General features: G+C 52.3%; 17 protein-coding genes and 1 pseudogene. 10 read left to right on the plus strand and 8 right to left on the minus strand.

Annotated features, from left to right (window positions below; genetic code table 11):
* Nucleotides 1–122: 122 nt before the first annotated feature.
* Nucleotides 123–1,853, minus strand: coding sequence for a Hint domain-containing protein (locus tag JN414_RS04990; protein ID WP_202206960.1), 1,731 nt, complete (start codon nt 1,851–1,853; stop codon nt 123–125).
* 551 nt (nt 1,854–2,404) lie between these two features.
* Between JN414_RS04990 and JN414_RS04995 the strand changes: the two genes are divergently transcribed.
* From JN414_RS04995 to JN414_RS05010, 4 genes are all read left to right on the plus strand, one after another.
* A complete protein-coding gene (locus JN414_RS04995; protein WP_046900504.1) occupies nt 2,405–3,037 on the plus strand; it encodes a TetR/AcrR family transcriptional regulator in 633 nt (210 codons plus the stop codon).
* Between the two features lie 157 nt (nt 3,038–3,194).
* Complete coding sequence (locus tag JN414_RS05000; RefSeq protein ID WP_202206961.1) at nt 3,195–4,349, plus strand: Xaa-Pro peptidase family protein; 1,155 nt, start codon at nt 3,195–3,197, stop codon at nt 4,347–4,349.
* Between the two features lie 72 nt (nt 4,350–4,421).
* The gene (locus JN414_RS05005) at nt 4,422–5,765 is read left to right on the plus strand and encodes an MFS transporter (RefSeq protein ID WP_202206962.1); all 1,344 of its coding nucleotides are present in this window, start codon (nt 4,422–4,424) and stop codon (nt 5,763–5,765) included.
* Between the two features lie 100 nt (nt 5,766–5,865).
* Entirely contained in the window at nt 5,866–8,214 is a 2,349-nt protein-coding gene (locus JN414_RS05010) for a TonB-dependent receptor (protein WP_202206963.1), read from the plus strand.
* A gap of 101 nt (nt 8,215–8,315) precedes the next feature.
* Here JN414_RS05010 and JN414_RS05015 read toward each other — a convergent pair whose 3' ends face one another.
* On the minus strand, nt 8,316–9,086 hold the full coding sequence (locus tag JN414_RS05015; protein WP_202206964.1) for an AraC family transcriptional regulator: 771 nt from the start codon (nt 9,084–9,086) through the stop codon (nt 8,316–8,318).
* A gap of 124 nt (nt 9,087–9,210) precedes the next feature.
* Here JN414_RS05015 and JN414_RS05020 point away from each other — a divergent pair, with 124 nt between their 5' ends.
* The 4 genes and pseudogenes from JN414_RS05020 (at nt 9,211) to JN414_RS05035 (ending at nt 13,952) form a co-directional block, all read left to right on the plus strand.
* Entirely contained in the window at nt 9,211–9,606 is a 396-nt protein-coding gene (locus JN414_RS05020) for a nuclear transport factor 2 family protein (protein ID WP_202206965.1), read from the plus strand.
* Between the two features lie 611 nt (nt 9,607–10,217).
* On the plus strand, nt 10,218–10,700 hold the full coding sequence (locus tag JN414_RS05025) for a hypothetical protein (protein WP_202206966.1): 483 nt from the start codon (nt 10,218–10,220) through the stop codon (nt 10,698–10,700).
* Nucleotides 10,701–10,715: 15 nt separating this feature from the next.
* On the plus strand, nt 10,716–12,119 hold the full coding sequence (locus JN414_RS05030; protein WP_202206967.1) for a PLP-dependent aminotransferase family protein: 1,404 nt from the start codon (nt 10,716–10,718) through the stop codon (nt 12,117–12,119).
* 451 nt (nt 12,120–12,570) lie between these two features.
* Nucleotides 12,571–13,952, plus strand: a pseudogene (locus JN414_RS05035) (sugar porter family MFS transporter).
* Nucleotides 13,953–14,021: 69 nt separating this feature from the next.
* Here JN414_RS05035 and JN414_RS05040 read toward each other — a convergent pair.
* The 4 genes from JN414_RS05040 to JN414_RS05055 form a co-directional block, all read right to left on the minus strand.
* Complete coding sequence (locus JN414_RS05040; protein ID WP_304599230.1) at nt 14,022–15,335, minus strand: UDP-glucose/GDP-mannose dehydrogenase family protein; 1,314 nt, start codon at nt 15,333–15,335, stop codon at nt 14,022–14,024.
* A 102-nt stretch (nt 15,336–15,437) separates the two neighbouring features.
* Entirely contained in the window at nt 15,438–17,315 is a 1,878-nt protein-coding gene (locus JN414_RS05045; protein WP_237389879.1) for an AsmA-like C-terminal region-containing protein, read from the minus strand.
* 127 nt (nt 17,316–17,442) lie between these two features.
* On the minus strand, nt 17,443–19,098 hold the full coding sequence (locus JN414_RS05050; protein WP_202206970.1) for an OprO/OprP family phosphate-selective porin: 1,656 nt from the start codon (nt 19,096–19,098) through the stop codon (nt 17,443–17,445).
* A 225-nt stretch (nt 19,099–19,323) separates the two neighbouring features.
* On the minus strand, nt 19,324–21,015 hold the full coding sequence (locus JN414_RS05055; protein WP_202206971.1) for an OprO/OprP family phosphate-selective porin: 1,692 nt from the start codon (nt 21,013–21,015) through the stop codon (nt 19,324–19,326).
* Between the two features lie 324 nt (nt 21,016–21,339).
* Between JN414_RS05055 and pstS the strand changes: the two genes are divergently transcribed.
* Both pstS and JN414_RS05065 read left to right on the plus strand, forming a co-directional pair.
* Nucleotides 21,340–22,356: a phosphate ABC transporter substrate-binding protein PstS gene (pstS, locus tag JN414_RS05060; RefSeq protein ID WP_202206972.1), complete on the plus strand. Its 1,017-nt coding sequence runs from the start codon at nt 21,340–21,342 to the stop codon at nt 22,354–22,356.
* A gap of 147 nt (nt 22,357–22,503) precedes the next feature.
* Nucleotides 22,504–23,748, plus strand: coding sequence for a multidrug effflux MFS transporter (locus tag JN414_RS05065; RefSeq protein WP_202206973.1), 1,245 nt, complete (start codon nt 22,504–22,506; stop codon nt 23,746–23,748).
* A gap of 43 nt (nt 23,749–23,791) precedes the next feature.
* Here JN414_RS05065 and JN414_RS05070 read toward each other — a convergent pair whose 3' ends face one another.
* Nucleotides 23,792–23,932, minus strand: a complete 141-nt coding sequence (locus tag JN414_RS05070) for a hypothetical protein (protein ID WP_157091237.1) — start codon at nt 23,930–23,932, stop codon at nt 23,792–23,794.
* A 278-nt stretch (nt 23,933–24,210) separates the two neighbouring features.
* On the minus strand, nt 24,211–24,714 hold the full coding sequence (locus JN414_RS05075; protein ID WP_202206974.1) for a DUF2721 domain-containing protein: 504 nt from the start codon (nt 24,712–24,714) through the stop codon (nt 24,211–24,213).
* Nucleotides 24,715–24,768 lie beyond the last annotated feature (54 nt).

The raw sequence follows: 24,768 nt of genomic DNA on the forward strand, positions 1-24,768 counted from the left end.
GGAAAAACGGGCGCTTTCTCAGAGAAACGCGTCAGGGGAGGCCTTTTCTTGAGAACTCCTGACCTGGCGAAAGTGAAAGGGCAGGAGCTTTCTCACCAAAAGCTCCTGATCCTTTTAACGGCTTAGCCGAAAGAAAGCTGGAGCGCTGAATCGTCCTGGCTCTCCAGAAGATATGGCCCTGCGTTCAGAACCTGAACTTCCAGCATCCCGATCGCATCAGCATTCCGGTTTCCCAGAGACACCAGAGCATTGCCATTCGTCCAACGGGTTTCACCGTTGGTTTCAGCGTACCAGCCCGCATCCTCGGATGCAGAAAGATGGGACGTGATGGAATGGCAAATTGTGCTGTCCCAGAGTTTGATTTGCCCAACCAGAACGCCGAGATTGCGACGGTCATCAACAAATGGACCAATAACATCTGCAGGGCGGCTGCTTCGTGAAACCAGACGAACCGATGTGACGCCCGGCTGGATCTGGAACAGAACCGATCCCTGCATTGTCCGTGATGGATAAATCACGGTGTTGTCCGTCGTGACCAAATGCAGATCATGGTCATCAGTTTGTTCTGCGGGATGCGACGTTTCGCCAATATCCAGCTTGGTCGCACGTTCCAGAAGCGCAGAGTAAAGCGGTTCGACCTGCTCGCGGTTTACACCGAGCGGCGCCGCAGCATCAGACACCCATGTCTGATTGTTCAGGCGAACAACATCTCCGGTCTGTTCGAACGAAGTGCGGTTTCCCGTGTCCAGATAGCTTTCAGCTTCTGCTCCATCGGCGATAAGAACGCCGTGTGTTTCGAGTTCCACATGGAAGATTTCGAAAAAGCTCTCGGACGTATCTGTCGTGATGGAACGACCATTGACCAGCATCCGCGCCGGAACCATCAGATCATTCAGATGCAGGCAGTGCTCCGAGGTAACACGAAGGTCCTTGTGTGGGATGTTATCAGCGAGTGCATTGGCCTTGATGCAGACGGGCCATTTGTCAGGATCTGCACTGGCTTTGACGTCCACAAAACGACGGCCCACCCAGCGAATTGGTTCTGGCTGAAGTTTGCCATTCCGTTTGACCATGACCAGATCGCCAATCTGCAAGGTTTCAACAGCCTTTTCACCATCTGGCGTTAAAATCATGGTTTTGGACAGATAGCAGACCGTCACCCGGATGCCGCCGCTATCGTACTGACCCGACGACGCTGAGACGTCGAACGTATGACCATTATAGGCAGTCGTATCCAAGCCCACGGACTGTACAAGCTTACCTGCTGAATAAACATTCAAGGTCGAGCCACTGACACTGGCTGACATGCTGGAACCAGCCTTGAAGTCTGCAAATGTCAGCAGAGAGCCAGAGGTAATGTCCAGACCGCTGATAATGGCGCCTGAATGAACTGTATAAATTCCACCGGAAGACACCGTGGCGCTAATGGACGACGCACCAGCCTGCACGGAGAATTCTCCGCCATTGGCAACAGTCGTATAATAGTCCTTAGATGGGCCGTAGCTGTTGCCGAACTCCTGGGCAAAGCCACCAGAGGAAACGGTGACGTTACTGAGCACACCGCCTCGGTTATTGATTTCAGCACCGGAAAAAACCGTGACACCTGTGACTGTCGCGCCGGAATAAGTGTAAAGCCGAGCGCCATTGGCAGCATATTTCGCGCCGCCAGAACTCAGTACGATGCCCGAGGCGCTTCCACTTTTGACATTGACAACGCCGCCCGAAGAAACAGCGATGCTGCTGGCTTTCCCGCCACCTGAGACATTCAGTGTGCCGCCACCACGGACAACGAAACCGCTTTGTGTCGTACCGCTAACGGTCGTGGAGCTGCCTGAACTGACTGTCGTTGTCATGTGATTCCTATGCTTCTTCGTCGACGCTAAATGTGAATAGTTTGTTTTAAGCAAACTAATATTATGATTTCAGGCGGTTTTTGTAAAATGGAAATATTTATTTTCATGATTTTCCACGGCAGAAAGATCAAAAAGAAAACACCGAGTTTCTAAAAAGTCCTGATCTTTTCAGGAGAAATATTTTTTGAGAAAAATGCATTCTAGAGGGCGGCGTTAATCGGAATTTTCATATTGGATTCCGAATGTGAGACGGAGCGAGGCCAGAAAAGCGCTCGATATTTTCAAATCATGGATGGCCTGCGGTAGCATAGTCTTCTCTGGAAATGCCGCCTTTCCAGCAAATCTGAGAGGCCCATTTGAGATGTGGAGAGACTGATGATCTCGATAACGTCATGTCCCGAGCTCTTTGCTTAGAACAGCAACCCTAAGAGAGTGTTGATTGGAAGAAGCGTTGGCGAATGGAATTGAAGAGGAATTTCCGGAAGCGGGAGCTTCACTGTAAGAGAATTTCCTATCGTTGATTTTGGTATCAGGGGCCTGTCTGTAATCTCATGAGTGTTTCTTCCGTCCCCGTGCGGCGGCGTACGCAGGCTGATCGTAGCGCCTCGACGCGTGCCAAGGTTGTGCAAGCGGCCGTCAATCTACTTCAGACGCAGGGCTATGCCGCGACAACAATACAGCGCATCGCAAAGGCGGCGGGTGTCAGTCTTGGGGCGTTGCAGCACCACTTCCCCACAAAATCACTGATTATGGCCACGGTCCTGCGTCATTATGCTCTTAAGCGCGCGCGCCTCTACAGGCAGGCCATCAGCAACAAGGAAACACCTGAGCAGCGTGTTGATGCCATGCTGGATACGATGTGGGCACTCGTGACCGCCGGGCCGGAATTTATTGCGACGGTGGAAATAGAGCTGGCAAGGCGAAGCGATCCGGATCTGGAAGAAGTGACGGCTCCGGTTCTTGCCCGCATTGACCAGTTCATGACGCGGTGGCTGTCCGGAAAGCGGGGTGTGGCGCCCAGTCAGGAGTTTATTGATCTGCGACTTCTGAATGCTGCGCTTTTGCGCGGGTTAGCAGTTGAAACGGCACGAGGCATTCCGCTGGAGGATCTCTATCGCTCCTTTGAAGTCTGGCGCAGATTTGCCCGTGAAGAATTCCTTCGGATTGCCTTGAAAACTCCCTGATTGAGAGGGCTGGAAACGTCTCGCACGGACAGGGTCGAATCATTCCGATACGCAAATAATTTATCTTGACGCACAACAAACAAGTAGGTCGTATTGCTTTTATAAGAATTTGAATGGGAGCGTTGAGAGACCTCCCTCCAGCACAACAGGGTCAGACATGACAATGCCGCCTCTTACTGCTTTGCAGGTTTCTCCCGCCGAAATGGCCGAACGCCATAAGAAGGTCCGGGAAAAAATGGAGGCAGCCGGCCATGCGGCGTATGTCTCTTTTGATCCTGACAACATTTATTACCTGACAAATTTCGCTAATTTCGTTCATGAGCGTCCATTTGTACTGGTTCTGACTGCCTCGGACGCGACGTTCATTGTTCCCAGGCTTGAGATCCCGCATGTGGAGCGGCACAAGGTCGGTGCCCTGACACTTGCGGAGTATGCCGAGTTCCCAGCCCCTGCTGGCGCGCGATGGTCTGATCGTCTGGCGAACATTCTGGCAGCACAGGGTACAATCGGTATTGAGGCGGCCTGTCCGGCTTATTTGCAGGCAGCGATCGGACCTCGGTGCCAGATCCTGAATATCGTTGATGACGTCCGGCAGATTAAGTCTGCCCATGAGATTTCACGTATCGCGTGGACAAGTGACGTGATGACCAAGGCTCTTGCCATGATGATGGGCAAGGTCAAGCCAGGTGTGATGGTGGCTCAGGCCATTTCAGACGTGACACCCTATTTTTACCACCGCTGCCTGACGGAAGCACCGGCTTATAATGTCATGTCCAGCAAGGCTGCCGGTCTTATCCAGCCGCCTGCCTATACAGACGATCCGCATAATTTTTCATGCCTGACCGCACCTTGTGAACCAGGAGGTCCGTTCATGGGGCTTATTGCGGGGCGCATTAACGGATATGGCGCGGAAATCGAGCGAACGTTCTTTCTGGATCATATCCCCGAAGACGCGAAACGCCCCTTCGATACCATGATGGAAATGCGCCACAAAGCGTACGGTATGCTCAAACCGGGTGCGATTGGTTCCGAAATTGATGCGGCCTGCCAGGCTATTGCGCATCGTGCGGGCTATGAAACGCCGCTGCACCGGACCGGCCACAGTTTCGGTGTTACCAGTCATGAAGCTCCGTTCCTTGCTTTGGGTGAAGATAACGTCATTCAGCCGGGTATGATTTTCAGTGTTGAGCCGGGAATTTATATCAAAGGGCAGGGCGGATACCGGCATTCGGATACAGTTCTGATCACTGAAGCCGGATACGAAATACTGACAAAATATCCCGATGAAAAAGAAAATCTCATCGTTCGTTAGGCCTGAGGCACACGCTGATTTTTCCTGACGAAGTTTGTTTTTTCATTCTCCCTTGTGTCGGGAACGCTATCGATGACTATTTCAGAACGGCTGGAGCAGCTTCCGTTTTCCCGCTTTCATTACAAGCTCCTTCTGGTGGGGGGAGCAGGGTACTGCTTTGACGGGCTTGATGGAGCCATTTTGGCATTCGTGATGCCCGCTATTCAGCATTTATGGGGCCTGTCCCTGTCACAACTGGGGCTATTGGGCAGCTCCGCGTTTTTGGGATATTTCATTGGTGCGCTGTGTGCCGGTTTGATTGCAGACAGATGGGGCCGCCGATCCGTCATGATGTGGGCTTTGGCCTGCTATTGTCTGGGATCGTTGGCTTCGGCCTTCTGTACAAACTGGCACAGCTTTCTTCTGACACGGATGATCGCGGGTCTTGGGACTGGCGCTGAATCCGCCATTATCGCTCCATATCTTTCAGAGTTTGTGCCGCGTCGTTATCGCGGAGCTTTTACTGGTGCTCTGGCTGGCTTCTTCTCGTTTGGTTTTGTTGCTGCGGCTCTGCTGGGATATGCCCTGATCCCGGGATCATCGGACGGGTGGCGTTGGGCGCTGGCTCTGACAGCCTGTCCGGTGATTTTGCTCCTTTGGTGGCGCAGATCTCTGCCTGAATCTCCCCGCTGGCTTCAGATCGTCGGGCGGGGACAGGAAGCTCATGCTGTTCTTAGTGGAATCGAAAGAGAACTAGGGCGCCCATCGGTGGCTTATAAGGCAGAAAGCGCGCCGTCATCACCATGCACGCGTATGTCCAAGCAATTCACGCAGCTTTTGTCGGCACGCCTGCGCAGGGTCACCGTCATGAGCTGGCTTCTCTGGATGTCCATTACGTTCAGCTATTATGCGTTCTTTTCCTGGCTGCCTACGCTTCTGATCGCTCGGGGTTTTACCATTGCGCATAGTTTCGGCTTTTCAATCGCAATCTACGTGGCACAAATTCCCGGGTATTTCAGTGCTGTTTATTTCAATGAAGCGTGGGGACGAAAAGCGACCATTGTAGGTTATCTAGCTGCCGCGATGATCAGCGCTCTTGGTCTGGGGATGGCGAGTTCTTCGACCGCAGTTCTCGTATCCGGCCTTCTGCTCTCCTTTTTCATGAATGGAACGTATGCCGGGGTTTACGCCTACACTCCTGAGATTTTCCCAACGTCTCTCCGCGCGACGGGCATGGGAACAGCATCGGCACTTGGTCGAGTAGGAGCGATTGCTGCCCCGCTCTTGATCGGTGCTGCATATCCAAAAGTAGGCTTTGCAGGAGTGTTTGGTCTGACAGCCGTCATTTTGTTCGGTGGCGCGCTCAGTATCCTCCTGTTCGGACCGTCCACCAAAAACCGTTCTCTGGAGGCGATTACTGGAGATTACGGCGTGTAAGTCACGTCTGCCTCCACGCGTCCCTCTTCATCAAATACGCTCATGCGAATGCATGAAACACGCCACCTTCATAACCGGAGATATTCCGGGGAGACCTGAAATGTTCCGATATAGCAATTATTTTCTTCTGTGCGGCACCGCTCTTGCCATGACGCTTTCCGTCTTTACGGCAACATCTGTCGCGGCCCCAATCACAAAGGGCGCAGTTCACAAACATGCGTCTCACCCCAAAGCTGGGACAACTGTAAAAAAGCCTGTGTTGTCTCCCGTTCAGCATAATCGCAAGGCCATGCAATCTTCGCAACCTGAGACGATTATGGTTCGGCAGACGAGAAACGTGTTTGGGCAGGCGGCGAGACAGAAGCAGGGCGTTTCAGTCACTCATATCGATGCTGCGGATCTTGCAAGGCATCAGGTGACGGATGTTAAAGGTCTGATGAATCTTGCACCCAATCTCACAGTGCAGCCTCAAGGTGCGAGTTCCAGTGTCAATTTTACATTGCGTGGTGTGGGGTTAAATGATTTTACCTCCAACAATACGCCATCCGTCATGACCTATGTGGACGGCGTAGCTTTGCCTATTGGATATATGGCAGGCGCTGCGATGTTTGATATGGCGGGTGTGGATGTCACCAATGGGCCATCGGGTTACACGCACGGACAAACCGTGACAGCAGGTGAGATCAACGTTCAAACGGCGGACCCGACGAAGGCGCTTCACTATGGTGCGTCTGAAGACATTGCGACCTATAATCGCAGCATTACCAACCTTTACGTATCCGGCCCCATCACCTCCAACGTGCAATACCGGATTGCTGGTTTTACTCAGCAGGGGGGAGGCTTTCAGAAGAATATTAACACAGGCCAGACTTTGGGAAATGCCAACAAAGGCGGTTTGCGTGCAAAGGTTGCCTGGCAGCCTGACGATAAGACGAACATCGTTTTTAGTGGGAACTGGATGCAGGATAATTCCCAGGCTACTGGCGTTTATAATATTCAGGACCTATCGAGAAATACGCCAGCTTACAGCAATAACAGGGATACCTCGTGGGGCTTTCGCCCGGAATTTCTCAAGTTGTCAGGCAATGAGGGACAGACCAAACCATCTTATAACAACACCTTCTGGGGGGCAGGCGTTAATATCACGCGGAACCTAGGATTTGCGAACCTGACAACCATTAGCGCATTCCAGCAGATGTACGTTCATAATCTCATGGATCTGGATGGCACGCGCTATGCAATCTATGACGTGGACGTCAACACGAACGCCAATATGTTCTCTCAGGAGGTCAAGTTAGCATCGCGTAACTCACAGTCACGCCTTCAGTGGACGGTGGGGATGTATTATGACCGCACGCAAATGCGTTCTTCCATTTTTAATGATTATTCCCAGTCCGGGTCCCGGCCTTATGTGCAGCGGACCAGCTATAATCAGGATCAGCAGGCGTTCAGTCAGTATGGCCATTTGCGCTTTGCCCTTACCAAGCGGCTGCATCTTCAGGCGGCCCTGACGCATGAATCCGATGACCGTACGCTCTACAATATGCGGACTATGCGGTATAACACTCCGGCGTATCCAACGCCTTTTGACAACCGGTATGGCCGACATGGTGCTCTGACCAATCAGTTTTCCGGAATGGGTGGCATTGAATATCAGGCGTTCAATAATCTGATGTTTTATGGGTCAATTCGGAAAGGGTTCAAGCCGGGCGGGTTCACAGCCAACAATACGGTTGTTGACTCGCAGCTTAATCCAACAAAGCCGGAATCCCTTCTGGCTTACGAAATTGGTTTTAAGTCCGACTATATGCATCATAAGCTGCGTATTAACGGCGATGCGTTCTGGTACGATTATCATAATCAGCAGATGGTTGGGCTAGCCGTTATCCCACGTTATGGCGTGGTCGGCCAGTACGTCAACATTCCCAAGAGCCGTATCTGGGGCGTGGAGATGGAGATTGATGCCAACCCGATCGCGGGGTTGGTCCTGCACCAACATATTGGATACGAGCGCGGGAATTATAAGGATTTCAACGCTATCGACTCAACGGCTGTCGCTCTCGCGTACATCAAGACCGGCGTGCTGAGCGCGCAGTACAAGAATTTCAATAACGTCGATATGGGAATTCCGAAGCTGACGCTTGAGGGCTCTGCGTCCTACAAGGTGAAGCTCGGTGAAACATGGGGGCTGACGCCCTATGTCGATTACAGTTACCGCGGATCCCAGTTAAATATTCCTGGGAATAACCTTTACCGGCTGCCAGCTTATTTCCTGCTGGACGCTGGTCTGACGTTCGCACCTAAGAGCGGAAAATGGTCCGTCTCTGCCTACGCAAACAATCTGCTGAACCGTCATTACGACATAACACGGGACACGGGTTTGAATGGTATTTTCGGTGTTCCCGGAACGCCACGCATGGTTGGTGGTCGCCTTAAAGTGGATTTCTGATACAAGTAGACGGATCTCAAAGGGAGTATGTAGGCTAAGCTGCGGAAAGACGAATGGAGTTTGATGAACCCACGCGTTCTCCAGCACGCAGAGCCGTGGACTTACACAACGCCTTTGAGCAGTCGTTTGGTATAATCGCTTGGAGAGTATCCGGTGTTTTTCCTGAAAGCCGCAGCAAAAGCACCGAGACTTTCATAACCTACAGCAGCAGCTACAGAAGTGACGCTTTCGCCGCGCGCCAGTTTTTCCTGAGCGCTCAGAATACGCAACCTCTGGCGCCAGGTCGAAAAAGACATGCCGGTATCAGCGGTAAAATGGCGCACGAAAGAGCGGAGTGACATCCCGGCCAGCTTTGCCCAGTCCTGCTGCTCTCGTGTATCGGCCGGATGAATGCTCAATGCTTCTGTCACTTGCTTCAACCTTACGTCTTTGGGGGCTGGTAGTGTTACCGAACAACGAGGAATAGACAGAAGTTCATCCCAAAAGCTTGTAGCCAATCGAGTGGTACGGTCGTCCCATGTACTGCTGATGATAGCTACTGACAGACGTTCCGCCTGAGCTGTTATCAGACGTGTGCTGTCTGCAATAAAAGGTTTGGTGGGGAGAGAAATGCATCTGTCTTCTCTGAGATAGAAACTCCAGCCCGAAATCGCACCATGGGAGCACGCTTCATGATTGGTTTTTGGTGGAACCCAGAGAAATTGTCCTGGACCGATCAGCCAGTACGACTCTTCAGTTTTTATGATCATAACCCCGCGCTCTACTCCAATAATTTGACCGGTTTTGTGGATGTGAAGGTCGGTCACGCGACGTTGGGGCTGACTGATATGCCTGGTTGTTAGCCAAGGACAAGCGATATTGGCGGAGTGCATATGTAGGCCCGACTAAGAAATTTTGGCGTATAACAGTTGTATTATGGCGCATTCCCGAGAGTGCGCCACATTTTCCTACGTTAAAGTCTCTGTGTTGGATGCCACAAGACCAAAGGAAGTTTTCATGTCATTGAGACATCACGAGCGGACGATCCGCCAAATGTTCTCTACGTTTACGGATTTTAACTCAGAGATCAGCGCGCTCTCTGATTTTATGACACCAGATTATCGACAGCGTGTTGATGGAAATGAGATGACGCTGGACGCCTTCCTAAGGCATGCGAATGCTCTAAGAAGCGGCCTCCATAGGCTGGAAATCAGTATTAAGCATGTCGTCTGTGAGGGTGATAGGGCAGCTACTGTCCATTTGGCGCGTGCTATACGCCACTCTGGTGAGTGTAGTCTGATTAAGGTTATCGCTTTTTATGAATTTCGTGAGGAGCGTATCTGCCTCGTGGATGAACTGACGCATGTTCTTGAGGGTGGACAGAACGATAAAACGCTTGGATCGCTACAGTAATGGGTTGTTATGATATTTCAATCACTATCAGGAGGTGTTATTTATGGCTGCTGCTTGTTTCTGGTGGCGCGCAGTCATGGAGACATTACAGGCTAGAAGGGGGCCGCAATGACATGGGACCGGTCGGTTATGATCTCCGCTGTTTTTATAGCTCTTTGAAAAAAGCGAGACTGTAATGCAAGTTGAGAGTTCCGCGAGGAGGCTGTCAAACACGACGATCTTCTTTTTAGTTCTCCGTAATATCGGCATCACCTTGTTTGAGGGGTTTATTTTTCAACCTCGTCATTGTCGTCGTCAAACTTTCGAAGTGGTAGAGTGCAGATAATGTTTTCACATTAAATTCTCTCCACAAAAAAACACACTAAAAACAGTTGGTTATAAAGAGGCTTTCTTCCAAACACTTTCTTTGAAAAAATTGTACGCATTGGGTGGTCATATTTTCCTGTTATTGTCTTCAATTGTACCCATTTTTTAGCATATCATTCACCTCCTGTAATTTGCATACCGGCGGTAAAAGGCGAACAATGTGCCTCAAAGAATGGGGGCCAATCGACAGAAAGTGTACTGACTTCGACGCCTTGGAACGTTCTAACAGGACAAGGAACAGAATTATGATTGAAAATTTTAATAAGAATGAAATTTACAATAATAAAAACGTCGAAGCTGAAACGATCCTGAAGCATAGACTTTTTGGTATGGTTTTAGGTTTGTTTCTAGCGCATGCATATGTAGCTCTAGCGCTTTATTACACATACATAGATGACAAAAATCATTTCCATACAAGCTGGATGGCTTTGTTCGGTTGCTTTGTTTCATCCATGATATTTTTGTATCATATTGGTATTTCAAAAGCGATTTCTGAAAGAGAAAACGGAGTTTACGGAAAGTATCTCTCTCCTTTCATGTCATCCTCTCTATGGGGTTTCGTTTTATTAGCGATAACCGTCATAACGATTATTCAGGGACAAACTTGGTTTTTGCCATATGAATATCTTGCATGGCCTATGGCATTTGCATCCATATTTGTTGGGTATTTTATCGGGCCAGCGCTCGATCGATTTTTTGAGTTTCTTATGAATTCTTCCAGAAGATAATTAAGAATTCCATAAATGCAGAATAAAAAAATATTAGATAGGTGGAGTGAATATACGGCCCAATATAATGGGCCTATGTACCTTGCAATTGTAGAAGCTCTGGCATCGTCAATTCGAGAGGGGGTCATTCACGGTGCTGAAAGACTTCCTACCCAGAGAGATATAGCTTCTGCGCTTGGGACAAATCTTACAACTGTGACGCGAGCATTCAGAGAGGCGCATCGCCGTGGGCTCATTAATGCAACGGTTGGGCGAGGAACCTTTGTAAGGATGGGAGCTGAAGTCAGTCACTGGCGCTCTCCCAAAGCGGCGATTGTTGATATGACGATGAATCTGCCGCCAATACCGCAAAATCCGCCACTTCAGCGCATTATGCAGCGTGATCTTGCTGCACTTTTGAAAAAGCAGGATATCGCCAATCTTATGTCCTACCGCGTCACAGGGGGAACATTGGAAGAGCGCCAACAAGCGGTAAAATGGATTGAACCCGTTATGGGATCAAGGCGCCCAGATGATGTGTTGGTTGTCCCTGGTGCACAGACGGCTTTGGCGGCAGCCATGAGTATTCTGGCAGGTCCGGGAGATATAATATTAGCTGACCGTATTACCTATTCTGGAATACGCACTGTCGCAGATCAACTCGGTCTTATCTTGGTCGGGGTAGATGGTGATGAAAACGGGTTTCTACCTGAGCAGCTGGAAACGGCCTGCCGACAATATCGACCAAAAGCCATATATTGTATTCCTGCTATTCAAAATCCGACGACGGTGACGATGTCATTGGAACGCCGTAAGCAGGTCTTAAGGATTGCTCATGACAACCGTTTGTATGTCGTAGAAGATGATCCCTACAGCTTGTTGTATGATAATCCCATTCCTGCACTGGCTGCGCTTGATCATGGCCGAGTGATCTATGTGTCGACGTTGGCAAAGGTACTGAGCCCAGGCTTGAGAACAGCCTATGTTGCACTGCCAAACGCTGAAATGACCAGACGTTTTGCTATAGCAGTCCGCGCATTTGCTCTGACAAATGCGGGACTATTGAGTGCACTGACATTGCGATGGATGCAGACAGGGCAGTCGAAAGAGATATTAGTATCGATTAAGCAGGAATTACGCCTCAGACAGTCTATTGCCCGAAAAATTTTGGGAGATGGTCATGGGATGGACCCGAATGGCCCCCATGTGTGGCTAAAGTTGCCTGCGTGGTGGAGTAGCGTGGATTTTGTATCATATGCGCGCCATCGTGGTATTGCACTGGTCCCGAGTAACGTTTTTTCCGTGGACAGTGATGCTCCCCAAAGAGCTAGAATTTCTCTTGGGAGTATCGCTAATATTTCCAACCTTGAAAATTCATTGCATGATATTGTTACTATTCTTAGTCACAAGAGATCTACGGATTTCCTGTCTATCGTATAAATCGAAAAAGCAGGAATTTCCTTGCTCGCGCAATTTACCCAGCAAAAACTTTTTTCAATATTCCGGGAGGTGGCCGGTGTAAGCCTGTCCTCTCTCGATGGTGATCGTGGTCTCATACCTGAACCGGGGTAGCATGCCGAAAGCAACAGAGGGCTTATGCTCAAGTGCTTGATCATGATCATTCAGTTGTGCCCGACTACAAATGCGGCAGCCTTGACCTGCTTTTCAAGAAACAGACACCGTCGTCAACGGATGGTGGAAGCAAGCGCGCATTCACTCCCGATAAGGCGAGATGTGACAAATGCACATCATTGAATGTCACATCTAAGCCAGAAATAACATTAATATCATCGAAATATGAAAATACTCACTTTTACGATGTTCCGTTAGGTGCTGTAACGTTAAAGACACCCCTCCCGAATGACCCTGCTCACGGACGGAAGAAGACCCTATGACGCAGTCCCTTGATGTTTCACGACGGCTCAGCGGAGAAGCGCTGACCAATTTCATTGCAACCATCTCTGCAACGGGTGGTCTGCTTTTCGGATATGATACGGGAATCATATCCTCGGCGCTTTTGCAGATACGTGAGCAGTTTCATCTCGACACAATCGGGTCGGAGATTGTGACCTCTGCCATCATTCTCGGCGCGTTGATTGGCTGTCTTGGTGCAGGTGGCATTTCTGACCGGTTTGGTCGTCGTCGGACTGTGATGCTTGCTGCCGCTTTGTTTCTGGTTGGAACAGCATTGGCATCGGCGGCCCAAGGGGTCACGGTACTTATCGTCTCGCGTCTGATTCTAGGGCTTGCGATCGGCGCGGCGTCCCAGATTGTCCCGATCTACATTGCAGAAATTTCGCCGCCGAACCGTCGCGGACGACTGGTTGTTGGTTTCCAGCTTGCGATTGTATCGGGCGTTACGATTTCCTTCCTGACTGGCTACTTCCTGCGAGACAGCAGCTGGCGGATCATGTTCGGCATCGGCATGCTGCCTGCACTGATCCTTTTTGTTGGGATGGGATTTCTGCCAAACAGCCCACGGTGGTTAGCGCTTAAAGGGCGGACGGATGAAGCTCTGGCTGTCCTGCGTCGCGTACGGCCTTCAGAAGAAGTGGCCCAGAATGAACTTCAGGCCATCATAGACAACCATGACGAGCAGGCTCCCTGGTCTGAACTCGCCAAGCCTTGGGTTCGTCCGGCTCTTATTGCTTCTGTTGGTATCGCTCTGCTGTGTCAGCTAACGGGTATCAACGCGGTTCTATACTATGCCCCAACCATTTTTGCAGATGCCGGGTTTGGTCAGGAATCTGCGCTTTTGACGTCAGTTGCTGTTGGCCTGGCGATGGTCTGCGCTACGATCTTCGGTGGCTGGGCTGTTGATAACTGGGGCCGCCGGACGCTGATTCTACGCCTGCTGCCCGGTGCAGTTATTTCCCTGATTGTGCTCGGAGCAATGTTTGCGCTGCACATGAAAGGCGGTGCTGGCGCATGGATTACGGTTCTGGCGATCATGGGTTACACGATCTGCAACACGGGTAGCTTGTCAGTTGCAGTCTGGCTGGTTGGCGCTGAGGTTTATCCGCTGTCCTGCCGTGGCAAGGGCATGAGCCTTGTTGCGGGCAGCCATTGGGGGCAGATCTGCTGATCTCTCTGACAACCCTGTCTCTTGTTGAGGGTTTGGGCGCACACATGACGTTCTGGCTTTTCGCTCTCGTCAATGCAGGCGCCTTTCTGTTCGTGCTGCGTTATGTGCCGGAGACCAAAGGCCAGTCCTTGGAACAGCTTGAAAAGAGCCTTCGGAATGGAACTTTTGCTCCCGTTCACAAGTCCTGAAAGCTGAACGTATTACTTTTGACGCGAAAAACCGGCCTTTCAAAGAGGTCGGTTTTTTTTTGTGCACGTTTAGAGTCGGCCGATTGAACTGTAATCAAAGCCGGCGGCCCGCATGCTTGCAGGGTCCCAGATGTTTCTCAAATCCGCAATGGCTTTTCCGCGCATGGCTTTGCTCAGGCGTTCCGGGTCAATGGCGCGGAATACGTTCCATTCCGTGAGAACGACCAGAATGTCAGCGTTGGTCGCTGCTTCCAGCGCGTCTCCGCAATAGACAACCCCGTCAGGCAGGAGCGAGCGTGCAGCTTCCATTCCCTCAGGATCGAAGGCCTGAATCCGGGCTCCTGCTTCATGCAGATGGGTAAGGATAGGCAAAGAAGCTGCCTCGCGCATATCGTCGGTATCTGGCTTGAACGTTAGGCCCAGAACTCCCACCGTCTTGTCTTGGACAGTACCACCAGCCTGAGCAATGATGCGTTCCGCCATGCGACTTTTGCGGTCTTCGTTTACGGCGACGGTGGCTTCGACCAAACGGGATGGGGCTCCTGCATCATTTGCGATGGCTGTTAGAGCGCGTGTATCCTTCGGGAAGCAGGACCCCCCATAACCCGGGCCCGGATGCAGAAAACGCCCGCCAATGCGTTGATCCAGACCCATGCCACGCGCAACATCATGGACATTGCCTCCCACTTTTTCGCAAAGATCAGCCATCTCGTTGATGAAGGTGACTTTCATGGCGAGAAAGGCATTTGCGGCGTATTTGGTGAGTTCCGCCGTTTCGAGGTCTGTAATGACGATAGGCGCTTCAATCAGATGCAGGGGGCGATAGACTTCACGCATGATCCTTGTCGCACGTTCGCCTTCGTCGGAACCGGATGTATCAATCCCGATGATCACGCGATCCGGGCGCATGAAATCTCCGATAGCGTTACCTTCTCGGAGGAATTCAGGATTTGATGCGACGTCAAACGTGAGCTCAGGGCGCGTTTCCCTTAGAATTCGTGCAACTTCACGGCCTGTTCCAACCGGAACCGTAGATTTCGTGACGACGAGCAGGCCCTCTTTGGCAGAGCGGGCGATTTCTTCCGTTGCTGCATAGACGTAGGTCAGGTCTGCGTGGCCGTCGCCGCGCCGGGTCGGGGTGCCAACGGCGATAAAGACGGCGTCTGCACCATTGATAGCGGTTGACAGATCATCCCCAAATGTAAGGCGGCCGGTCTCGGTATTCTTGGCGACAATAGCGTCCAAACCGGGCTCATAAATGGGAATACGGCCCTCACGCAGGGCTGCCAGTTTCTTGGGGTCCCGCTCGACAACGGCTACATCTGAACCGAATTCGGCAAAGCATGCACCGGAAACCAGCCCGACGTAACCACCACCGATCATTGCTATACGCATAACAGAAACTCTCCAGGCGCTATGCGGTCTGCATAACCTGCGTACATTGACGGAGCAAATTGAGGCCGCTCCACGAACTAGGATGATGTGTCATTGCGTGGGGCGGGCGCAGGCATTGGAAGATGCAAAGGATCGGAGGGCAGCAGGCAGAACAGTCAGCTCGTTGGAGTCAGCCAAAAGATCACGCCCTTTCTTCGACCACTTCGCAATGCTCAGATCGGGACTGTCAAACCGTCCACTGACACGTACGGGGATATCGAGTGCAAAGAAACTCGTGGAGAACGGCCGGCTCGCAAACACAAGGTCCAACCATCGGCGGTTTAAATCAAAATCTGCCTTCGCGGCCAGAACACCGGCGCTGGTCTTCAGTCGGAGGGGAACAACTTTTCCGATCCCCTGATGCATCTCCAGAACACCCAGCATGCAGGTGATCGGTGTGGTCCCTTTTGCATGACGGAACAGGAGCCGAAGATCCATGGACGCGGCTTCCACGATCTCTCGGGCAATTTCTCCTTTTTCCATACTGACCGCTGCGACCAGATCAGCTTTCCGTGTGGCCTCGTTCAGGGTGCGGACATTATTCGCCGAAGCAATGATGCGGATCGACAGGCTGCCTTTTACCGGAACTGGGGCTAGACCCGCAGTACGGCGAAGGCGGTCAATGTCGCCATGGGAGAGAGCGATGTTTGCCGTAACACGGGAGCGGCCGCCTTGATCTTCCATGTGTCCGTTGGCCTGAAGTCCCGCTCCCAGATAGCCTAGTGCGAGGGTGCTGACATCAATGCGGCCAGGTGTCTGAGACGCGTCCAGCTTCAACTTGGCAAACGTCAGAGTGTTGTAAAGGATCTCATCAGCAGTGAGTTTGACGTGCAGAACCGGGTCAGGTTTTGCGGGGGCAATCAGGGGGATATCGGTTGGCCCAGAGGATTTTCCGGATGAGAGTGCTTTATTGAGGTCATTAAGATCTACCCGGCCCAAATTCAGGTCTGTGGAAATGATATCGGGCTTTCCTTTGCCACCTTCGTTCAGATCAAAGGTGCCACTTTTGATTTTGGTGCTTTGGAAGTTTCCCGTGGTATTGGTGAGATGCCAGTTGTCTCCGGCATGACTGAAGGTGCCATTAAGAGTCAGGGGAATAACGGGATGGGTGTCTGATAGCCCTGCCAGCGCAAAAATTGGCGCAGAGGTCGGCGTGGAAAGGGTAATATTGCCTTTCACGCCCTCAAAGTTCAGAGCATCCGTGAGGGTGCCATCAAAATCGATAGCAAGATCCCCGGACGTAACATGGGCTTTTGCCCCATATGGCTCTGGGGCGCGACGTAGGACCTTGAGGGGCTGCATGGTGGCATCGAGCGTGACGGGTGTGCCGTTGTATGCGCCCTGAAAAGCCATGCTCAGGGGAGACGCATCATTTTCGGACTGAAAAGTCACATGCTGCATGGTGACTTGGTAAGAGGCGCCCTTTGCGGAGCGATAAGTAACATCGCTCTCGTTAATTGTGGCGTTGCGAAGTCCTGGGAACCAGCTCAGGTCAGGCTTGTCCGAAGGTGGCGGTTGGGTATCTGCGGTATCGGAAGTCTTATGGGACTTGAAGCGCCAGTTAGGTGTTCGGTCTGGGGTTCTTTCAAAGAGACCTGAGAAATGGTCAATCGTGACATCGCGTGTTTCAAGTGGCCCATGCAGAAGCGAGGTTAGCCGTATTCGGGCATGCAGGGCGCCTACACTCACCATATCTGGTCGACTGCCGCCGGGAATATTGGCCAGATGCAGGTCCTTGGCGTCTATCGTGATCCACTGGCCAGGGCTGAGGCGTAATGAGCCGATTTTGACCGTTCGACCCGTGGCTTTTTCAAGCTTCTGTGTTGCAAGCGCCGAGAAATCTTTCTGGTCGATCCAGAGCCAGCCGCCTCCGATGATCGCACTGCAAACGACAAGAAAGCCGAGGAACGCTCCAAGAAGCCATTTCAACAAGAGAAAGTCTTTCCAAATACCGAATATAAAATTCTATAATAACTGGAAGATCTCTGGAGTGGGAGAGTTCGTCTGGAAAAAATAATTTTCCAGAACATTTCATTGGGTTTCAGGTGAATGCTGTTCAGAATGTTGACTGAATGCGCCCGACGACCGCATCGCCGTTGCGACCATAGAGGTTAACGGTGGCGGAAGAACGACTGACGATGAAGTGGTTATAGTCCAGCATGAATTTAAAATAGCGGTTGGGATACCAGCTTAGGCCCGTTGCCCAGACAGTCTGCTGTCCGCCACGGACGCCATCTGCATCTCCTATGCGGCTGTTGAGATCAGCGACGCTATAACGGGCTGCAATTTCCAGAGCTCCCCAACGATCATGCAGGGGATCAAATTCCTGATCCGGAGAGACGCCGGGGGCAAGGAAACCTCCTTCCTGGATGCTGTAACGCCGTGGGTTTCCAAAGAGCGTGTATCCAACAGCACCATACCACCCCTGGAATCCGAGTGAGGGTAAACCCTCTGTGCGTTCAACGCCGATGCGATAATACTCAGCCTTTATCAGAAGTCGTTTCCAGCGCAGCGCGAACTCCGGCCCTGCTGACCAGAGTTGAGCAACATTATTGATGGCGCCCGTCGTCATAAGGATGGACTCGCCCAGATTGATTTCCGGGCGTTGGGCAAACGTATAACTGCGGCCTGTCGTGCTCTTGGCAACCTTGAAAGATGCGATGGAGGAGATGCCGACATGCATGTCCACGTCTTTGGTTACAACTGGGCGGCCTGCGACACGGAAGGTTCCACCTGTCTGACTATCCGTGATCTCGTCCCCGACAGAGGCATAATATCCGCGCTCGTTGCGATTGCCCCATTCCTGCCCGGTGAAGTACCCCCCAATCCACCAGCGATCGGCATAGTGCATACCTCCCACGCTGAATCTGGCATCGTTGGCGGCAATCGTGCGAACAAGGTCAATGATTGCAGGGCGCTCAACAAACATGAAGTCGTTCGAGCTCTCTGCATCTTCTTCCGTTACACGGGGTTGAAAATATCCAACGGTCAGGACGGTATTATGCAGCCCTGCGTAGTTTATGTTGGCTTCGTAAAGGCCAACCTGACCATCATGGTTGCCATGCCCGAAGTCAGGTGTGACGTTTGCAACCCAGTCCTTGTAGCGGAAGGTAAACGGAATCCGGAGGCGTCTACTGTTGGATGTAAAGCTGTTGAAATTGCCTCGTTCTTCGCCATTTCTGTGCGAAATGCTTGGGAAGCCGCCAAAATCTTCCTGAAACGCTAAACCAATGGACAAAGAATAGGCGCCATCAGCTGTCTTGAATGTCGGACGCCCGTTGGGGAAGCCAATCTTGATTCCTCCGACGCTGACTTCCTCATCCTGAGCGGTAGCGGCCTGGAAATCCTGCCAGGAGGTCACGATGCCTCGGTCTGATGGCGGCGTGTCTTGCGGATGGACGCCTGGCCGATGGATTGTCAGTGGAGCAATGGCAGGCATGACCTGAAGAAGCGGAGGCGGCGGAAGAAAGCTTGCGCGCTGCCTGTAGGGATTTGCTTCTGTTTCTTCGCGCTGGTGTGCCAGAACGGCCCGAGCCTGTCTGAGTTCTTCGTTTCGCTCTTTCCGGAGTTTCTGGACCTCCGCCTGCATTGCCCTGAGCTGGCGCTCCATGATTTCCAGTCTGTCGGCAGCGAAAACGGGGAAAGTGGAAGCAAGAGACAGTAAAAACGTTGCTGTTGCTAGAAAACTCAGGCGGGGCAAAGAGACAATCATAAGCGAAAGGGCGTCCTGGAAAGGCAGCTCATCTGTCGGGGCCAAGATCGCAGGCATACTGCAAGCGAGGATTTTCTGTTTAGACAGAAATCACAATGAGGTGCGTATCATTGTGCGACAAATAGAGGGCTACGGTGGACGAGACTGTTTCTTGTCTGATGCTCGATCAATGGAAAAGGCGGGGGCATGGTCCATGACCCGCCCCGCCTGAAAAATGGTGAAGTGTTAGAAACCAGCCTGAATTCGGGCTGCAATCGAGTTGCCACTGCGGCCGTACAGGTTGGTCGCCTGCATGCTGCGAGACACGATGAAGTGGCTGTAGTCCAGCATGAGGCGGAAATGGCGATTGGGATACCAGTTCAGGCCGCCGGTCCAGACTGTTTGCTGACCACCGCGAATGACATTCTTGGCGTTTGCATCATTCAGGCCACTATTGAGGTCAATGACACTGTAGTGGCCGACGACTTCAAGAGCTCCCCATTGATCGAGCGCCGGATTGAATTCCTCGTTAGCCTTTACGCCGGGACCACCAAAAGCGCCTTCCTTGATGTTGTACATGCGAGGATCACCGAAGATTGTATAGGCTGCTGACCCGTACCAGCCTTGAAACCCTGCGGATTTCAGACCAGGGCCAGAACGCTCGACGCCAACGTGATAGTACTCACCTTTAACAATCAGGCGTTTCCAGCGGATGCCCAGTTCGGGGCCAGCAGCCCAGACCTGGGCAGCATTTGTGATTCCTCCTGTTGCCGCGAGATTAGCCTCTCCAATGTCGAATTCAGGGCGCTGGCCGAAGGATGTTGACCGTGTACAATGGTTTGCATCTGCTCCTGTATTGCAGGGAACCTTGAAGGCTGAAATGGCAGACGCTCCAACATGGACGTCCACGTCCTTTGTGACCACAGGTCGGCCAGCGACACGGAGTGTGGCGCCCGTCTGACTATCAACGGTATTGGCGTTGCCGCCGCCATAATAGGTGCTGCCGTTGTCAGAGGCGTTGCGGTGTCCCCATTCCTGGCCCGTAAAGTACCCGGCAACCCACCAACGCTTTTCATAATGCAGCCCACCAACACTGAAACGGGCATCGCCAGCAGCGATGTTGCGGACCATGTCAGTGATGCTCGGACGTTCAAGTGTGAAGAAGTCGTTCGAGCTTTCGGAATCTTCCTCCGTCACGCGAGGCTGGAAGTAACCAGCAGTCAGGACTGTGTTGCGAAAACCTGTGTAGTTCAGGTTGCCCTCGTACAGGCCGACATAACCATCATTATGGTTCGCCCCAAAATCAGGCGTAACGGCTGCAACCCAGTTCTTGTAGCGGAACATGAACGGGATACGCAGGCGTCGCAGATTGGAAGTAAAGCTGTTGAAAGCACCACGGCTTTCGCCTGCCCGTGGGCCTGCATTGAAGAATCCGCCAAAGTCTTCATGGAAGGCCAGTCCAATGGAGAAAGCATACGCGCCATCGGAAGACTGAATGGTTGGACGGCCTTTGGGAAAGCCAATTTTCACGCCACCAACCGTGACTTCCTCGTCCTGAGACGTCGCGCGCTGGAAGTCGGCCCATGAACTGACATCTGCACGGTCCGAAGCCGCACGGCCACTGTCCGGACTACCAGTCCCTTGGCGAACAGTGATTAGGGGGGTAGTGGGTTGTGGTGGGGAGCCAATATAGCGGCTACGTTGATTGTAAGGGTTATTTTCCGCTTCTTCACGCTGACGGGCAAGGACGGCTCTGGCTCGCTTGATCTCGTCGTTATGCTCTTTCTTCAGGGCATTCAACTGCGCCTGCATCGCGTGAATCTGGCGTTCCATGATTTCCATCTGGTCAGCCGCATGGGCATGACCAACGAACGTTCCAAAAGACATCAGGGTCGAAGTCGCCAGAAGGGCTGTTGCTCTTCGAACAGAAAAAGTCATTGCCGTGGTGCATCCTTGCATGAATGGCAGGTGATCCACAGCGGAGGTATCTGATTTCGTTTTTTGAAGAGTGGGAAGGTTTCATGACGGTAAAAAGACTCATTTATGACAAACCCTGTCATGTCTTTGAAAATGTGTGTCTTTTAGAAACGGGCTGCATTTTCCCATTGTTGAATGCTTTAAGGGGAATGGACCATGGGTGTGTTATTTACGCATCAGGCACTCTGAGCCTGTCATGAAACTATCATGTGCCACCCTCTGTTTCCCTTGGAAGGGTGGGGCTAGTACATAACTCCGTTTACCAATGCCCGGTTAGGGATCATCATGATTAAGAACAAGCTCGCGCTTTTCGGTTTTGTCGCAATGACGGCCCTTGGTTCTGTCTCGCTGTCTTCTGCCCGTGCTGAGGAGATTACGGGTGCAGGCTCCAGCTTCGCAGCCCCCATCTACGGGGCGTGGGGGGCCGCTGCCAAAACTCAGATCGGGGTGAACGTAAATTATCAGAGCGTCGGCTCCAGCGCTGGCCAGGATCAGGTTATTGCCCGGACCGTCGATTTCGGCGCTTCTGACAAGCCGATGGCTGCGGATCGTCTGGCTGCTGAACACCTGTATCAATTCCCGACCGTGATGAGCGGCATTGTCGTCGTTGCCAATGTTCCGGGAATCGAGGCAGGCAGCCTGCATCTGGATGGCCCGACGCTTGCCGCTCTGTACGATGGCGACATCACGGAGTGGGATGATGATCGCATCAAGGCTCTGAATCCGGGCTTGAAACTGCCGGAAACAGATGTCGCTCCGGTTCATCGTGCTGATGGTTCGGGCACAAGCTTTGTCTTCACATCCTATCTGTCTCAGGTCTCCCCTGAATGGAAGCAGAAGCTGGGAGCTGGCACGTCAATCGCATGGCCGGGTGGTTCTGGCGCCCGCGGCAATGATGGTGTGGCAGCGATGGTCAAGCAGACGGAAGGTGGCATCGGCTATGTCGAGTATTCCTATGCTGCACAGAATCATCTGAATATTGCCCAGATGAAGAACCATGCCGGCGCATTTATTTCTCCAACGCTTCAGAGTTTTGCTGAAGCTGCGAATGCGGCTGACTGGACCCATGCTGACCATTATGCCGTTAACCTGCTCGATACGGCAGGCGCAGGGGCTTGGCCGATTGTGACGGCAACGTTCGTTCTGGTTCCAACCAACCCGAAGGATGCGAAAGTCGCCAAGGCTGTTCGTGACTTCTTCGCCTGGGGATTTCAGAATGGTGATGCGGACAATGCCCGCCTTGACTATGTCGGCCTCCCCAAAAGCGTGAAGGACAGCGTACTGGCAGGGTGGGGGAAATAATCTTCCGGTCGTCCCTGTTTTCCTGATCGTTTCTGCTTTTTCGGGGATGGTCAGAGCGCATAAAAAGGCGTTGAGTACCAAAGCGGGCTTCTCTTTAATGAGGAGCCCGTTTTCCTGTTTATCGCCCTGCCATGACGTGGTGTACTTTTGTCCACTTCCTCCGCCTCTGATGCCCCTGTAACGACCCTTTCGCCGGTCGTTCGGATTTTGATCGGCCTTATCTTCATTCTCGGACCGGTTTCGACAGATATGTATCTGCCAGCATTTCCCATGCTGGAACATGATCTGGGGCAGGGGGCGGGTTCAGCCCAGTTGACGCTGACAGCCTGGCTCGCCGGGCTCGCAATTGGGCAGTTTACACTCGGCCCACTCTGTGACCGCTATGGCCGTAAATTGCCGCTCCTGCTGGGGCTGGTGGTGTATGTCATCGCTTCCGCTCTTCTGGCGGTGGTCACGAATTTTCACCTATTCTGCATTCTACGTTTCATCGCTGCGATGGGAGGGGCAACAACGTCCGTAGCGCCACGAGCTATGGTACGTGACGTTGCCACTGGGCCGGCTGGCGTGAAGCTGATGTCCCAGTTGATGCTCATCTTTGGTCTGGGGCCGCTTCTGGCGCCATCCATCGGGAGCTTTTTGCTCGATCTGGGCGAGTGGAGACTGATCTTCTGGGTTGGCGCAGGCTTTGGAGTGTTGCTGTTCATTGGAACGTGGTTCCTGCTGCCAGACACGTTTCCACCAGAGAAGCGGTTTGCGCTCCCTTTTACAGGCGTGGTCGCCCGGTATTGGGGCCTGATTACAGAGCCACTGTTCTGCTCTGCTGCCATGGTCGCAAGCTTCGGCACCTTTACGATGTTTGCCTATCTTTCCAATGCACCAGCTCTTTTTGAGGGCATTCTGCATTTCTCGCCGCGCTTGTTCGCCATATTCTTTGGGTTGAACGCTGTAGGCTTTGTCTTGGGGTCACAGATCAACGCACGGATGGCGCAGCGCTTTCTGTTTACCAGAGTCATGGAATACGGAATGCTGGCTGTTCTAACCTTCACACTGCTTGGTGTGCTGGTTTGTTCGCTGGGGCTGGTTGGGCCACAAAATCCCTGGATACTCTGCATCCTGATTTTCTGTACGACGTCGTCGCTCGGATTTGTCGGGCCAAACGCTGGTGTTCTGGCCCTGACGCATCACGGGCATCAGGCAGGAGCAGCATCTGCCCTGATTGGTACACTGAACTGGACCATCGCAGGAGGTGCAGGCGTTTTAATGGCGCTGCTACCGTCACACTGGATCGGGTCCACATCAGTGGGCATGATGATCGGAATCATGGGCTGTTGGATCAGCGACTTGTGGCGTCGTCGTCTGGATCCGAATTCCTACTTGTCCGTTCGTCACTGAAACCCTGCCTGCGAACAGCCAAGGCGTAACCAAAGGCTAAAATTCAGCCTTTGGAAGAAACGCGGTCAGCTGCAACAGTAGCGATCATCAGAGCGCCGATAACAGGCACGAATGCGACCATTGAGAACTGGGCGAGAAGATTGGTTGGCAGGCCGATCAGGTGGATCAGGGTCATGGACGTCATGGAAGTTTTCTCCGTTTTACTTGCCGTTGATGGCGTGGGACGGGAGAAACTCCAGAAACCACTTTCAAAGCAACAAATGAAGATGCGGGATCAGACCTGCGTTTAACGCATAAATCCCTGCCAGAACTTTGCTGCAATTCATGAAAAGCAGTCTCCTGAGCTGAAACAGCGATTATTTCACGTTTCAGTTCAGGGATGTTCTGTTGTCGGTTCCATCGCAATTTAGGGTATCAAAATCTGATAAGCGCCATATTCGCGCAATAAAATTGCGCAAGGTCTCAATTTTTCTTGGGAGACGAAAGAGAAAGCCCGTCGCGTCTTAGCCCGTGCCAACTGAGAAGTGTGTCCGCCAGAAAGAAGAAAAGAGCGCCAACGGTGCAGGCCAGAGCTATGCCGAAAAAGGCTAGCAGCCATGTGGATGTGCTTGCATCGCGCAGCGAGCCGACAAAAAGAGCCATTGCCGCGCCGCAGGTCGAGGCCCCGCCGATGGCGTTGAGCATGATGGCTGCGTCCAGAACGAAGATTCGCCGATGGAGTCTAAGCTCATGAGCGGCCAGTCGTGCCGGTGTATAGAAAGGGTCTGGCGTATCGGTATCAGAAGGCGGAGCGGCCAGTTTTTTTCGCACGTCTTCTAGGTGATCTGCCACGCGAGCAAGGCGTGTGTTGAAGACGTTGATGAGTGTTCCAATGCCCGAAAGCATGAAAACCGGCGTCAGCGCGACTTGAATCAGATGGGCGGCACTATCGACCGCATCGGGGTCATAAGAAACAGGGAAAGGCATACCGCTCTCTATACTGTATCTTCCGAGAGCGAAAAGACGGGGTGCTCTGGAAAA

Origin of the sequence: Gluconobacter sp. Gdi, from assembly GCF_014132155.1 — a bacterium.
Lineage (GTDB): Bacteria > Pseudomonadota > Alphaproteobacteria > Acetobacterales > Acetobacteraceae > Gluconobacter.

Coding starts and splice junctions, on each gene's coding strand:
- JN414_RS05040 (WP_304599230.1), bottom strand. CDS start 15,335: ATGATCGGTGGTGGTTACGTCGGGCTGGTTTCCGGTGCATGCTTTGCC.
- JN414_RS05000 (WP_202206961.1), top strand. CDS start 3,195: ATGACAATGCCGCCTCTTACTGCTTTGCAGGTTTCTCCCGCCGAAATG.
- JN414_RS05005 (WP_202206962.1), top strand. CDS start 4,422: ATGACTATTTCAGAACGGCTGGAGCAGCTTCCGTTTTCCCGCTTTCAT.
- pstS (WP_202206972.1), top strand. CDS start 21,340: ATGATTAAGAACAAGCTCGCGCTTTTCGGTTTTGTCGCAATGACGGCC.
- JN414_RS05020 (WP_202206965.1), top strand. CDS start 9,211: ATGTCATTGAGACATCACGAGCGGACGATCCGCCAAATGTTCTCTACG.
- JN414_RS04990 (WP_202206960.1), bottom strand. CDS start 1,853: ATGACAACGACAGTCAGTTCAGGCAGCTCCACGACCGTTAGCGGTACG.
- JN414_RS05055 (WP_202206971.1), bottom strand. CDS start 21,015: ATGACTTTTTCTGTTCGAAGAGCAACAGCCCTTCTGGCGACTTCGACC.
- JN414_RS05015 (WP_202206964.1), bottom strand. CDS start 9,086: ATGCACTCCGCCAATATCGCTTGTCCTTGGCTAACAACCAGGCATATC.
- JN414_RS05070 (WP_157091237.1), bottom strand. CDS start 23,932: ATGACGTCCATGACCCTGATCCACCTGATCGGCCTGCCAACCAATCTT.
- JN414_RS05025 (WP_202206966.1), top strand. CDS start 10,218: ATGATTGAAAATTTTAATAAGAATGAAATTTACAATAATAAAAACGTC.
- JN414_RS05010 (WP_202206963.1), top strand. CDS start 5,866: ATGTTCCGATATAGCAATTATTTTCTTCTGTGCGGCACCGCTCTTGCC.
- JN414_RS05030 (WP_202206967.1), top strand. CDS start 10,716: ATGCAGAATAAAAAAATATTAGATAGGTGGAGTGAATATACGGCCCAA.
- JN414_RS05075 (WP_202206974.1), bottom strand. CDS start 24,714: ATGCCTTTCCCTGTTTCTTATGACCCCGATGCGGTCGATAGTGCCGCC.
- JN414_RS05050 (WP_202206970.1), bottom strand. CDS start 19,098: ATGATTGTCTCTTTGCCCCGCCTGAGTTTTCTAGCAACAGCAACGTTT.
- JN414_RS04995 (WP_046900504.1), top strand. CDS start 2,405: ATGAGTGTTTCTTCCGTCCCCGTGCGGCGGCGTACGCAGGCTGATCGT.